The following is a 13,609-nucleotide window of genomic DNA, read 5'->3' on the forward strand; positions in this document are numbered from 1 at the left end:
GTGCTGAGCTTCAGGCGAAGAAGTGCCAGACCTTGGCGATGATCTGCCAGCGGCCGTCGATCTTGATGAAGGACAGTTCGTTGATGAAGCGCTTCGGCAGATACATGTCCTTGACGCGGGCATGGGCCGTGGTGGGGGACGCGACCGAGACGCTGACGATCTCGTCGCCGCGCGGATCGTTTCGTGACGCCGATGACGGGCGCGCAGCAACCATGGTCATGTAGGTTTCGAGGTCGAGATTCACGAGTGTGCCATCGGTGGCCGAGAACAGCCGCACCTGCGGATGCAACACCCGACGGAAGCCGGCGACATCGCCGTGATAGAGCGCATCGAAATAGCCGGCGATGACGGCACGGATGTCCTGTTCGTCCTGCACTTGCGAAACTTGCATCTTCAGTTCTCTGCCGTGATGTTTTAGTTGAGACCGCTGGAACGCGCGTGTTCCTGGTCGGCGAGTTCGAGCCCGTGATCTAGCGCTTCGAGCAATCGCTCGGCGTCCGCTTCACTGATGATCAGCGGCGGCGCTAGGAACAGCGAGGTCTGCTCGCCTGATGTGCCGATCACGGCGCCAACCTCCATCGCCCGTGCGGCGACCCGAGAGGCGATCGGATTTTCGACCGTGTCCGCCGCCCAGTTGCGCCAATCGGGCCCGTGCAGTTCGACGGTCCAGTGCAGGCCTTGTCCCGCGATACGACTGACGCTCGGATGATTGCGTGCGATTTCGAGCAGGCGCTTCTTGAAATGCGCCTCCATGGTGAGCACGCGCGCCAGGATATCTTCTTCGGTGACCACTTTCAGATAGGCGCTGACGGCGGCCATGCTGATCGGGTGGCCGCGCAGCGTGCCGTAGTTCTGCCAGCTCGATCCCTTGAGCTGTTCGACGATCTTTTTCGACACGACGACCGCCGCCACCGCTGCGGCGCCGCCGCCGAGCGACTTGCCCAAGGTCACGATATCCGGGCGGCTCGATGCACCCTGGAAGGCAAACCATCGCCCGGCGCGGCCGGCGCCGGTGACGACTTCGTCGGCGATCCAGATCGACTTGGCCTCTGCCGCGTGCCGCGCCACCTCGTCCTGATATTCGCCGTCGTAATAATTGCCACCCTGGGTGTAGTCGATGATGGTCGCGGCCGTATCGGCGAGTGTCGCGCCGGCATCGGCAAGACGCTCAACAGTTGGGCGATTGTCCGGAAGGCCGCCATAGATCGCCCCGTCAGGTGCAGGCAGGATCTTGACCGGTGCCATTGGCGCCGGCAGACGTGAACCGCCAGCCTGCACCGCAAGGCCACCATGCCAGTGCGGCTGCACGGTCATGCTGCGCGACAGACCGACGAGGCCGTGATAGGCGCGCTCGCGCGTCGCCAGTGCGGATTTCTGCGACAGCGCCTGGCACAGCGACAACGCCATGTCGTTGGCCTCGGAGCCGCTGATGCAGAAACGCACGCCGCCGACCCAATCTTCCTCGCCGGCGAAAGCCGTGCTCATCAGGTCGTCGGCAGCTTTCTCGCGACCGATCCAGGTCCAGCCTTCATTGACCACCGGCGTATCCGCCGCGGCGCGAATGGCTTCCACCATTTTCGGGTGACGATGGCCGAGGCCGCCGCCAGTATTACTGCCGTCGATCAGACGACGGCCGTCCTGCAAATGGAAATAGACGCCCTCGCCGCCGACCACGGTCAGGGGTGCGCTGTCGCCCGCATTGAGGCCGGTCCGCAAAAGTCTGCTCATTGTATGTCTTTCTTCACGTAGCCGGGCCGAAGCCGCCGCCGCCGCACATTTCGATGGTCACCAGGTCGTCCTGCTGCAGAACGAGGTTCGACTTGCCCTCGATCTCCGTGGTCTCCCCGCCGCGCGACAGCGTCAGCCGCGCGGTCTTGCCGGGCTCGCCGCCATGCAGGCCAAACGGCGGAATGACCTTACGCTCGACGCTGCTGGTGAGATGCATGCTCGGTGCGAGCACGCGATAGCTGCGCACGACGCCGTCGCCGCCGCGATACTGGCCGCCGCCGCCGGATCCCCAGCGGATCGCCTGGCGCTCGACGCGGACATTATAGTTGGCCTCGATCATCTCGACCGGTGTGTTCGAGGTGTTGGTGAGGTGCACGCGCGTTGCCGAACAGCCGATGCGGTTGTGGCGGGCGCCCTCGCCGCCGGCATGGACTTCGTACAGCATCTTCCAGGAGCCATCAGCGCGTGGCTCGGCGAAGGAGATCATGCCCGAAGTGGTGGCGCCCCCCGACGACAGCCGTTCCGGGATGACGTCCTTCATCGCCAGGAAGATCGCGTCGACGATGCGCAGCGAGGTCTCGTGATTGCCCGCTGCCACAGGCGCAGTGGCGCCGGGATCGAGGATCGAACCGGGCCTGGTGATGATGTTGAGTGGACGCAGCGCGCCGCCGTTCTGCTGCATGTCGCGGCCGCTCATGATGCGGGCGCTATAGGCCACCGCAGAGCGCGCGATAAAAGACGTGGTGTTGCAGAAATTCGAGACGCGGTCGCAACTGCCAGACAGGTCGAAGGTCGCTTCGTCGCCCTTGATGATGATCTTGACGCGGATGCGCGCCGGCTCATTGCCGGGGCCGCCATCGTCCATGAAGTCCTCACCCTCATAGACACCATCGGGCAATGCCAGAATGGCCTCGCGCATTTCGGCTTCGGAGAGATCATGCAGGCGCGACAGCGTCGCCACGAACATATCCTTGCCGTGCACCTTGCACAGCTCGATGATGCGCTTCTCACCGGCCAGCGTGCAGGCGATCTGGCCGAGCAAGTCGCCCTCGCAGGATTCGGGATCACGCACATTGGCCTTGAGAAACTGGACCACCGCATCGCTGATCCCTGCCGCGGTGGCGACGCGGATCGGCGGGATGCGCAGCGCTTCCTGGAAGGTATCGATCGCCTTGGCGTAATAGCTGCCGGGCCAGAAGCCGCCGATATCCGGCCAATGCGCGAGACTCACGGCGAAGGCAATGATCTCGCCTTCGAAGAACACCGGGCGTACAACCTTGACGTCGTTGAGATGATTGCCGCCGAGTTCGGCGACATTGTAGATGAGTACGTCGCCTTCCTTGAGCGTCGACGCGGGCACGCGCTTCAGCGTCTCGCTGACCGTATAGGCCATGGCGCCGAGATGAACCGGAATGTCGCGCCCCTGTCCGACCAGTTCGCCCTGCGCATCGGTGATCGCCGACGACAGGTCGCCCGCCTCGCGCAGCAGCGGCGAGCGCGCCGAGCGGGTCATCACCAGACTCATCTCTTCGGCCGCTGCCGACAGGCCATGGCGGATCACTTCGACGGCAAACGGATCGAGTTTCATGCTGCCACCCTGGTCATATAGAGATTACCGTCGGCGTCGGGCGCGGCCTGCCAACCCGGCGGCACCACCACCGTCGACCAGGCGTCCTCGATGATCGCTGGGCCGGCGACCACAGTGGACGTGGTGCCGCGGTCGATCACATCGGTCATGATGTCATGGGCATTGTCGAACGAACATTTGCGCGGCATGAATTCGGTGCGCCTTGTGTCGATGCCCGGTCGGCCGACCTGGGTGGTCGACGGCTGGCGAGCCTGCGCGCGCACGGATTCGATGACGCAGGGCTCGGTCGTGGCATAGCCGAACAGTTCGCGGTGTTTCTTCAGGAACTGCTCACGCAGGAAGTCCGGATCGAGCGGCAGCGTGAACGGCACCGGAATGGCGTCAGCCTGGGCGGCATAGCGCATCAGCGCGACGAGATCGATTTCGACGGAGGACTTGGCAATGCCGTTGGCGAGCAGCGGCTCCAGCGTCAGTTCGACCATGGCGTCGATCCGCTCGGAGACTTTGGCGAGATCGATGCCGGCCAGCGGTGCGCGGAGCGTCTGCTGCTGCAGGAAGCTGAAATCGGCGGTGAGGCAGCCCAGCGCCGAGAACGCGCTCGATGCCGCCGGCACCACGATCTCGGTGATCCCGTAGAGATCGGCGAGACCCGCCGCATGCATCGGGCCGCCGCCGCCGAAAGCCAGGAGCGTGCAGTCGCGGCCGTCGATGCCACGCTCCACGGTGACGCGGCGCAGCGCGCGCGCCATGGTCGCGTTGGCGACCTTGATGATGCCGAGCGCGGTTTCCATCAGGCTGAGGCCGAGCCGGTCGGCGATCGGCTGAACCGCGCGGGCGGCGGCATCGAGATCGATACCAATGCGATCGCCGAGCTTGGTGGCCGGATTGAGATAGCCGAGCAGCGCATTGGCGTCAGTGATGGTCGGCTCGTTGCCACCGCGGCCGTAGCAGGCCGGACCGGGTTCGGAGCCGGCGCTTTCCGGGCCGACCGTTAGACCGCCGGCACCGGCGCGCACGATGGAGCCGCCGCCGGCGCCGATCGAATGCACCGCCAGCATCGGCTGGCGCAACGGCCGATCAGCGAGCAGCTTGCCATCGGTCATTTCGGCCTGGCCATCGACGATCAGACACACGTCAGTGGTGGTGCCGCCCATGTCAAAAGTGAGCACGCGGGATTTGTCGAGCTGGCGTGCGATACTGACAGAGGCAGAGACGCCCGCCGCGGGACCGGACATCGCCATCACCAATGGACGGCGTTTCACTGCCGCGATCGGGATCATCGCGCCGGCGGAGTGAAACACCTGCAGACCCGCGCCGAGTGGTAGCCGCTCCTCGAGCTCGCTGAGATATTCGACGGCAATGGGCATCGCCGCGGCGTTGAACACCGTCGACGACGTCCGCTCATATTCGCGCGCCTCGGCATTCACCTCATGGGATAATGAGACATAAGGCACGACGTCCTTCAGCCGCTCCGCCAGCATCTTCTCATGCGCTGGATTCGCATAGGCGTGGAGCAGCGACACCGCGACGCTCTGCGCGCCGGTGTCCTTGAGCCAGACGATCAACCGCTCGATTTCGGTCTTATCCAGCCCCTGCAGCACCTGGCCATCGTGTGTCATCCGCTCATTCAGCGCAAAACACATCTCGCGCGGCACCAGCGATGTCGCCTTGGGAACTATGTCGAGACGATAGAGATCGCGCCGGCGATAGCGGCCGATCTCCAGCACGTCCTCGAAGCCTTTGGTGGCGATGAGCGCCACTTTCGGCAAGCGCTCCTCGACGATGGCATTGGTGATCCGGGTGGTGCCGTGAATGAAGCGCTTGACGTCGCTCTTGCGCAGACCCACGGCCTCGATCGCTTCCAGCATCGCCTGCACCGGCGCGTGGGGACGTGACGGCACTTTCGCGATGCGCGTCTCTGACGTGTCGCGCCGGATAGCGATGATATCGGTAAAGGTGCCGCCGATGTCGGTTCCGATTTCCCAGATATTCGTCACGCGCCTTGGTCTCGCTTTCGTTCAGGGCCGGCAATTGGGCAGCAGCACCATCGCCGGGTCGTTCGTCTTCGCTTACTTGCGGGCGAGATCGCGGAAATCGACCTGGCGATGGAACCAGTAGGTGTAGCCATCAAGCTGCGGGATCATCACGGCATCCTGGTTGGCTTGCCACAAGAGCACCAGCGGAACTTCCTTGACGTATTCCGCGATCATCTCCTTGCCCATCTCGTCATACTTGGCCTGATCCTGCTCGAACCGGGCTTGATTGGCCAGTTTCACCACCAGCTCGTCATTCCAGGAGCTGTAATTCCAGCGCTGGTTACCGGTAAAGAAATTACGGAAGAAGTAATCGGCGGTCGGCAACCAGGCGGTGGAGCCTTCGGTGAAGAACGGCAGCTTCTTCTCGGTGATCTGCGTCGACATCTGCGAGTCCGGCAGCTTCTGCACGTCGACTTCAATGTTGAGCTTCGCCAGCGCCTCCTTCAGCAGCGCCGCCATCGGTTCGGTGACGGCGGCGGAGCCGACATTGATGCTGAAAGTGGTCTTGAAGCCCTTCTCGAAACCGGCTTCAGTCAGAAGTTGCTTGGCCTTGGCTATATCGGTCTTCGCCGGCATCGGCTGCGGGAAATCGCCGGATGGCGGCGACGTCCACGATGCACCAAACAGCGGGAAACCGCGCTTGAAGATCGCCGCGCTGAACATGTCGTTATAGGGCAGCGCCATGGCGATGGCCTGACGGACCTTGAGATTGTCGAACGGCGCCATCTGCGTGTTGAAGGCGATCATCGTGAAGCCGTTGGTCTGCGGCGTCGATTCCACCTTGACCTTGCTGCGTTGCTGCAGCGATGGCACGTCGCTGGCCTGCAGGTCGATGGCGATGTCGGCATCGCCCTTCTCGATCAGGTTCGCGCGGGTGGCAGGATCACCGATAGTCTGCTCTATGACGCGCTTGAAGTAGGGCAGCTTGCCCTCACGACCGCTCTTCCAGCTGTCATTGCGCTTCAGGATCAACTGCTCACCCGGCTTGAACATCTCGACCGTATAGGCGCCCGAGCCAGCGGTATTGGTCTTCAGCCATTCCTGCGCCCAGGGATCTTCGACAGTCGCGTGCTGTTTGGCGAGCTTGCTGTTGAAGATCGGCGCCAGCGGCGTGGCGAGATTGGCCAGAGCCAGACGATCCGCCTTCGGCAGAGTGACAGTGATCGTGCGATCATCGACAATCGCGAACTGCTCGGCCTTGGTCAGCGATCCCGTGCCCATTTGCCCTGCCGCAATGGACTTGGCAGTGACCGCACGATCGAGCGACCATTTCACGTCTTCTGCGGTGACGGGCGTGCCATCGTGCCACTTGGCATCGCGGAGCTTAAAGGTGATCTTCAACCCGTCCGGGCTGACCTCATAGCTCTCGGCCAGTTCGCCACGGATCTTGCTGCGGTCGAACACCCAGACGCCGTTTTCATCGCGCTTGCGATCGAAGGCCACAAGGCGATCATAGATGCTGGTCGAGACGCCGAAGGCCTCGCGCGTCGCGCCCGGGGTGGTCGGGTCCAGCGTGGGGATATTGTTGCCGGTCACCTGGCGCAGGGTCTCGGCCCGCGTCTGCGCCTGTACTGCCGCCGGCATGAGCGCCATCAGCAGCACGCCGCCCGTCAATCTCAACAAACGCCTGCGATCAGCCATCATCTGCCACCGTCCCCTGTCGAACCTCGTTCTGCAAAATCTTGGCGCATCGCGCGCATCCGGATAGAGCCAGACTTGCTGGAAACGACTAGGCCAGATTGCCGGACGCAAGGTAACGTACGAGCGAGACCCCAAGGTGCTTTGTTACAGTGCAGATGCTGCACGCGAATGCAGCAACGATCCCAAGGGCGCGCCGATCCATTCAGATGCTGCATGTGCGGCAGTTATCGCGCCATCGACGGGTCGACGAGATCGCAACGATGCGGCAGCAACGGCGCCCCCCGCCGAAGATTGAGCAATTCGCAGGCGCGCGGCGATTTCCGGGAACGCATCTGGCGGCTCGGATTATTTTTTTGCTGCAGATGGCTCCACGCCGAGAATTTGCGCCATTTTCGCGATCAGGCGCGGCGCATCGGTGGGTTTGAGGCGGCCATAGCCCAATACCAGGCCGGCATATATCGGCGTCTCCAGATGATTCTGCGATAGCGGCTGCACATGAAGCCCCCCTTGCTTCAACAGCCGCGCCGCCTCCACGTCGCTCATCCGCGCCTTCAGGCGCTCGGTGAACAGCGCGACGAGATGCAGACCGGTTGCACAGGGAGCGACGGTGAGATCATCCGGCAGATGCTGACGGATCGCATCCATCAGGGCCTTCTGCCGCTCCGCATAGACTTTTCGCATGCGGCGGAGATGACGCAGCAGATGGCCCTCGCGCATGAATTCGGCGAGCGCGCGCTGGCCGATGCCGGAGCTGTGCACATCGATGCGCGCGCGGCCCTTGGTGAATATCTCGACGAAGCGCTCCGGCGCGACGATGTAGCCCAGGCGCAAGCTCGGCATCATGATCTTGGAAAAGGTACCGAGATAGATCACGCGTTGTTCCCGGTCGAGAGATCTCAGCGACGCGATCATGCTGTCCTGATGTCGGAACTCGGAATTGTAGTCGTCCTCGACGATCCAGACATCGTTGCGATTGGCCCAGTCGAGTAATTCCAGCCTCCGCTCCAGCCTCATGCTGACGCCGAGCGGATATTGATGCGACGGTGTCACCACGATCAGCTTCGCATTCGGCGCGCGGCGAATGCCCTCGGTGACGCACAGCCCTTTGTCGTCCACCGGTATCGGCACCAGTTTCGCGCCCGCCGCCGTCAGCGACCACTGCGCCTCGACGAAGCCCGGTTCCTCCACCCAGACTTCGTCGCCATGATCGAGGATCATGCGGCTGCACAAGTCGAGAGCGCTGGAAGTGCCCGAGGTCACGACGATCTGCTCGGGCGTGCAGACCAGACCGCGGACTGCGCCGAGGAAATCCGCAATCTCGCGCCGCAGCTCGGGAAGCCCGGCGGGGGGCAAATCGAGGCATTCCTCCTTGTCGGGTCGCTGCGATGTCTGACGCAGCAACCGGGCCCAGTCGCCGAACGGAAAGGCCGAGATATCGGGCGCACCGGGACTGAAATCGGACGCCCAATTGGTCTCGTAGGTGAAGCCGATCAGCGACTGCCAGCGCCGGGAGATGGGACCGGCGATACGCGAGGCATCCGCAGGCTCGCTCGCCGGCGCTACGGCAGTACGGCTGACTACGGCAACCGAGACACCGCCGCGCGGTGTCGATTCCAGATAGCCTTCGGCGTAGAGGATGTCCCAGGCGCTCAGCACCACCATGCGCGAGCAGCCGAGTTCGCGCGCGATCTCCCGCGAACCGAGAAACTGGGTGCCCGCCGGCAGCGTCCCTTGTAGAATCCCATCGCGCATCTGCGCTGCAATTTGCTGGGGCAATGCCACTGACGAAGCCCGGTCAAGCCGTATGCCTGCCAGCGACATCCGTCTTCTCTGGCCAGTGGAATTCTGCATGTGAAACGGGGTCCGGACAAACGATCGAAATGAATGCGGCCGAACAAGTAGCAGCACGGAAGGCTGGACGTCCACATTGCACCGTACAACCCAAATGGCCGAACTCGCCAGGCGCCATGCACACGGCTTGAGATCAGAGTCAGGACGCTTCCAGCGTTAGAATCTCGACCGCAATGCCGGCCCTCGAAATACGCGAAATCCGGACCTCCGCCTCAAATCCTTCGAAGAGATCCGGCGCCTGGAGGTATCGAGCGTGTCAGTGATCTGCAACCACGGTCGCACCAATGGCAGCCCCTCCGCAAGGGACCCGCTTTTACGAATGAATGTCCGCTTTGCGCCAAAAGCAGACATCGATTATTCCTGCGTGTCCCGTGATCTATGGGCTCCGTAATCAACGTCTGGCGACCGCAAGAAAGGCTTACGCTGCTTCGTCGCGCGATTGATAAAGCCGATACAGCATGCGCTGACCTATACGTCGGAATGCCGTGAACGGATGCGTCGGCAGCGGCGACGTGAAGATCGGTAGATCCTGCCCCTTGAAGTTCCTGCCCGCGATCATCTCGGCCATGCGGCGGCCGGCTTGCGCCGAGTAGGAAACTCCGTTGCCGCCATAGCCGAGTGCGTAGAACAGCGATTGCGACGGATCGGGCCTGAAGATGCGCGGCATCATGTCATGGCTGACATCGACCCAGCCCCACCATGAGTAATCGATCTGGATTCCCTTCAGCACCGGGAACTTGCGATGCAATCCATCGATCAGAAGCTGCAAATGGCGCTGATTGGCGGCATCGGCACCGGTAATAGCGCTGCGGCTGCCGATCTGCACTCGATTGTCCGGCAGACGGCGATAATAGAAGCGCAGCGTGCGCGTATCGGTGATCACCTGTGTCGTCTTGAAATCCATGGCCTCCAGTTCGGCTTCGGTGAGCGGACGCGTCACAATGGAGTTCGACATGATCGGCATGCAGCGACCACGCAGGAACGGCGTCAGGCCAAGCGACGTATAGGCGCCGGTGGCGATACCGACGGCACGCGCACGCACGGTGCCGCCCGGCGTGCGCAGATGATGCACGCCGCCACGCGTTGAGATCTCCAGCACTGGGCTGCCGGGATGCACTTTGACGCCGAGTTCGCGCGCTATGCGCAGATAGCCGAAAGCGAGCTTGGCAGGATGAACGCCAGTGCCCAGCGGCTCATGTACAGCACCGACACATTCGGCCTCGTTCACATAATCGCGACGCACTTCATCCGCCGACAGCACGCGCGTCTTGTAGCCGAATACCTCGTTCTGCACTTTCGACTCAGCCGCAATCTTGTCGAACATGCGCTGGCGATGGGCGAGATAAAGATGGCCGCCGCGCTGCGGCTCGCAGTCGATATTGCCGGTCTTGATCAGGTCCTCGAAGGTCTCGAAGCCGTCCTGCACTTCGGCATGCAGCCGCAGCGCAACGTCGCGGCCCCAGCGTTCGATCCATTGCGAGCGCGACAAGCGTCCCGCTGCATTCTGCCCCTGCCCACCGTTGCGCGTGCTGCATCCCCAGGCAGCGCGGTTGGCTTCCAGCACCACGGCCTTGATACCGAATTCACGAGCGAGGAAGATCGCGCAGGCCAGTCCCGTATAGCCCGAGCCGATGATCGCGACATCGGTATCGATGTCGCCAGTGATCGGGCCATCATCTTCGGGCGGCCTGCCAGCGGTTGCGGTCCAGTAAGTCGGCGCATAATCGCGATTGGTGCCGGGGCCCGGCGAGACGAGCGGATCGTAATGCTGATCGTAAGGCGCAATCGACATGATGGCTTCCTTTACGACGCAGCCTTGGCCGGCAGCGGCGGGCGATCCTTGCGGAAGGCGCTCTTTCGCGAAATCCTGTCGTCCTTGAAGGTGAAGAGGTCGCAGCCCTCGGCCTCGATGCGCGTGCCATTGGCGGCGGTGCCGCGAAAAATCCATTCGGAGAGCCCGCGATCGCCGAACACGCTGTGCGACGTGCAGGTCCAGCTCACATCGGGCATGCCGCCCCACACTTTCTCAAATGCCGCCTTCACGTCGGCCGTTCCCGTGATGCGGTTGCCATATATCTCCGCACCGACCGCAGTGTCGAACACCACGTCCTCGGTCATGCACGCCATCACACCATCGGCATCGTGGCGATTGAACGCCTCGAACAGCGTGACGAGAAGCTGGTGACGCGCGGACGGCTCGGACATTGCAAGGCTCTCTTGATCGTTGAAGCAAGCGCCGGCACGGCGGGCCGACCATGGCTTTGAGGTTGCCAGCCGCCATGCCGTGCGATTAGGGCCAGTTGCACCGAACCAACCGGCCAGAGCCGGCCAAGCGATCTGGACCAAGCATTGATGCACTTTGGCCCTGCCCGTCTCGGCAGATGCCGCCATGGTGGCGGCATGACGGGACTGGACGGACATGCATGAACTCCTGATCGCGATGCGCGATCTTGGCGCGGCGCTGACGCCGAAGCTGGCCCTCCTGTCCGTCGCCTCGATCTTCATTGCTGCCGTTCTGCGCGGCTATACCGGCTTCGGCTTTGCGCTCGCCGCCGTGCCGTTGCTGAGCCTGTTCATGAATCCCACCGAAGCGGTGCCGGTGGCGATTGGACTGCAATTCGCCGGCAGCCTGCTCGATTTCCCCAAGGCATCGCGGGCCTGCGACTGGCCCTCGCTGCGCTGGCTGATGCTCGGTGCGGTGATCGGCTCGCCGCTGGGTACGCTGATCCTCAGCGCCATCTCTGCGCCGACGGCGCGGCTGGCTATCAGTGCGATCACACTGCTGGCGGTATTCGCCCTGCAGCGCGGCTTCGCACTACCCGAGACGCCGCTCCGTCCGCTGACATCGTTCACCGGCTTCTTCGCCGGCCTGTTTAACGGGCTCGCGGCCATGCCCGGCCCGCCGGTGGTCGCCTATTACATGTCGCTGCCGATGCCGCGCCGGGCTGCGCGCGCCTCGCTGATGGTGTTTTTCCTGATGACCTCGATCACCGCGACGGTGAGTTTCGTCGGCGTCGGGCTGATGAATCTGCACACCATCGGGCTGTCGCTGCTCGGCCTGCCGGTGATGTGGCTCGGCACCAAGCTCGGCGAACTGGCGTTCCGCCGCGGCAGCGACACGATGCACCGGCAGGTGTCGATCGCCAGCCTTGGCGTCATCGCCCTCGTCAGCGCCGTGAGAGGCATCGGCGAACTGACGTGAACCGCCTCAACCCATGCGGGCGATGATGCGACCGAGACGTTCGATGCCGGGCTCGATGCGGTCATTGCGGATGGACGAGAAGCCGAGCCGGAAGCTGTTGGCACGACTGCCCTTGGTCATGGCAAAGACATCGCCCGGCTCGATCACCACGCCCTCGGCCAGCGCTGCCCTGGCCAGCTCGGTTGCATCGACGCCGGACGGACACATGACCCAGTAGCTTGTGCTGCCGATGCCGCGTACGAAGCTGCAATTGCCAAGATGCTTCGGCAGCAAATGGTCGAGAATGCGTGCACGTTCCAGCAACACTCGCGAAACACGCTGCAGATGCGAGCGATAATGACCGAGGCCGATGAACAGCGCGGCCACCCGCTGGTTGTTGAGCGGCGGATGCCGCAACATCAGCCGCCGCAGCGCTCGCAATTCGCGGATCACCGGCGCCGGCGCCGCCACGTAGCCGAGCCGCAGGCCGGGCGCGAGCGCCTTGGACAGGCTGCCGACATAAAGCACGTGGTCATTGCGATCGAGGCTCATGAGCGGCGGCAACGCTGGCCCTTCCTGGATCAGCTCGCTTTCGTAGTCGTCCTCGATCAGCACGATGTCGCGCTCCTGCGCCTTGCGCAGCAGTTCGAGTCGGCGCGCCTCGGGCATGACCACGGTGGTCGGGCACTGATGACCGGCGGTGACATAAGCGAGATCGCAGCTCTCGAAACTCGTATCCGGAACCATGCCGTCGCCGTCGACCGCAAGCGGCACCATATTGTCGGTGAGCATGCCGAAAATGTTGCGGGCATCGGGATAGCCGGGATCTTCCATGCCGACCCGCGTGCCCGGCTTGGTGAACAGCCGAGCGATCAGATAGAGCGCATGTTGCGCTCCCATGGTCATCATGATCTCGTCCGGCCGTACGCGAATGCCGCGCCGCGGCAGCACCTGCAGCCGGAGCTGCTCGATAAGCGCCGGATCGTCCGCGTCGATCAGGTCGCGCGCCCAGTTGTTGATCTCGGGCACGCTGAGCGCGGCGCGGGCGCTTTCGCGCCAGTCATTGGTGGGAAACAGGCTCGGATCGAACTGTCCGAAGATGAAGGGATACGGATAGTCCTGCCAATTGAGCGGCTTGACGATGTTGCGATTGGCCGAGGGGCGCACCGCAAAACGCTCGGCCCAGCGCTCGGCGCCTGCCACATTAGGCGCCGAGCGCAGATCGTGCTGGGTGCCCAGATGCTTGGGGAGGCCGGCGACATAGAAACCGCTGCGTTCGCGCGAGACCAGAAAGTTCTGATCGACGAGCTGCTCATAGGCGATCACGACGGTATTGCGGGACACCTCCAGCAGGGTCGCCAGTTCGCGGCTCGATGGCATCCGGACGCCGAGCGCGAGCCGGCCTTCCTCGATAGCCGTGCAGATGAGCTGGCGAATCTGCAATTGCAGGAACGGCCCGCGTCGGTCCAGCCCCTGGAACAGCGAGCCCCAGAACAGCGCATCGCCGATCCCCGACGATGCCGGCCGGCCTTCGGCCAGCGTCGCCTTCGTCGATCTGCCGGGATTTGCCATTCCTCACTCCAA

The 13,609-nt window shown here is 63.4% G+C and carries 10 protein-coding genes; 1 reads left to right on the top strand and 9 read right to left on the bottom strand.

Annotated elements, in window-relative coordinates:
• Nucleotides 1-10: 10 nt before the first annotated feature.
• The 8 genes from AB8A27_RS19630 to AB8A27_RS19665 form a co-directional block, all read right to left on the bottom strand.
• Nucleotides 11-391, bottom strand: coding sequence for a nuclear transport factor 2 family protein (locus AB8A27_RS19630; RefSeq protein WP_441243358.1), 381 nt, complete (start codon nt 389-391; stop codon nt 11-13).
• A 23-nt stretch (nt 392-414) separates the two neighbouring features.
• Nucleotides 415-1,728, bottom strand: a complete 1,314-nt coding sequence (locus AB8A27_RS19635; RefSeq protein WP_441243359.1) for an aminotransferase class III-fold pyridoxal phosphate-dependent enzyme — start codon at nt 1,726-1,728, stop codon at nt 415-417.
• Nucleotides 1,729-1,741: 13 nt separating this feature from the next.
• On the bottom strand, nt 1,742-3,316 hold the full coding sequence (locus tag AB8A27_RS19640) for a hydantoinase B/oxoprolinase family protein (RefSeq protein ID WP_441243360.1): 1,575 nt from the start codon (nt 3,314-3,316) through the stop codon (nt 1,742-1,744).
• Nucleotides 3,313-5,313, bottom strand: coding sequence for a hydantoinase/oxoprolinase family protein (locus tag AB8A27_RS19645; RefSeq protein ID WP_441243361.1), 2,001 nt, complete (start codon nt 5,311-5,313; stop codon nt 3,313-3,315). Before AB8A27_RS19645 ends, AB8A27_RS19640 begins: the two co-directional genes overlap by 4 nt.
• 72 nt (nt 5,314-5,385) lie before the next feature.
• Nucleotides 5,386-6,996 carry an ABC transporter substrate-binding protein gene (locus AB8A27_RS19650; protein WP_441243362.1) on the bottom strand — a complete coding sequence of 537 codons (1,611 nt, stop codon included), beginning with the start codon at nt 6,994-6,996 and terminating at the stop codon, nt 5,386-5,388.
• 342 nt (nt 6,997-7,338) lie between these two features.
• Nucleotides 7,339-8,844, bottom strand: a complete 1,506-nt coding sequence (pdxR, locus tag AB8A27_RS19655) for a MocR-like pyridoxine biosynthesis transcription factor PdxR (RefSeq protein WP_441243363.1) — start codon at nt 8,842-8,844, stop codon at nt 7,339-7,341.
• Between the two features lie 418 nt (nt 8,845-9,262).
• Nucleotides 9,263-10,636 (bottom strand): NAD(P)/FAD-dependent oxidoreductase, encoded by a 1,374-nt coding sequence (locus tag AB8A27_RS19660; protein WP_441243364.1) that lies wholly within the window; start codon nt 10,634-10,636, stop codon nt 9,263-9,265.
• An 11-nt stretch (nt 10,637-10,647) separates the two neighbouring features.
• Nucleotides 10,648-11,049, bottom strand: coding sequence for a nuclear transport factor 2 family protein (locus AB8A27_RS19665; protein ID WP_441243365.1), 402 nt, complete (start codon nt 11,047-11,049; stop codon nt 10,648-10,650).
• A gap of 214 nt (nt 11,050-11,263) precedes the next feature.
• Between AB8A27_RS19665 and AB8A27_RS19670 the strand changes: the two genes are divergently transcribed.
• Nucleotides 11,264-12,046 (top strand): sulfite exporter TauE/SafE family protein, encoded by a 783-nt coding sequence (locus tag AB8A27_RS19670; protein WP_441243366.1) that lies wholly within the window; start codon nt 11,264-11,266, stop codon nt 12,044-12,046.
• A 6-nt stretch (nt 12,047-12,052) separates the two neighbouring features.
• Here the strand turns inward: AB8A27_RS19670 and pdxR (AB8A27_RS19675) are convergent, their stop codons facing one another.
• Nucleotides 12,053-13,597 carry a MocR-like pyridoxine biosynthesis transcription factor PdxR gene (pdxR, locus tag AB8A27_RS19675; RefSeq protein WP_441243367.1) on the bottom strand — a complete coding sequence of 515 codons (1,545 nt, stop codon included), beginning with the start codon at nt 13,595-13,597 and terminating at the stop codon, nt 12,053-12,055.
• Between the last annotated feature and the right edge of the window lie 12 nt (nt 13,598-13,609).

Source organism: Tardiphaga sp. 768_D3_N2_1 (assembly GCF_052076105.1).
GTDB lineage: Bacteria > Pseudomonadota > Alphaproteobacteria > Rhizobiales > Xanthobacteraceae > Tardiphaga.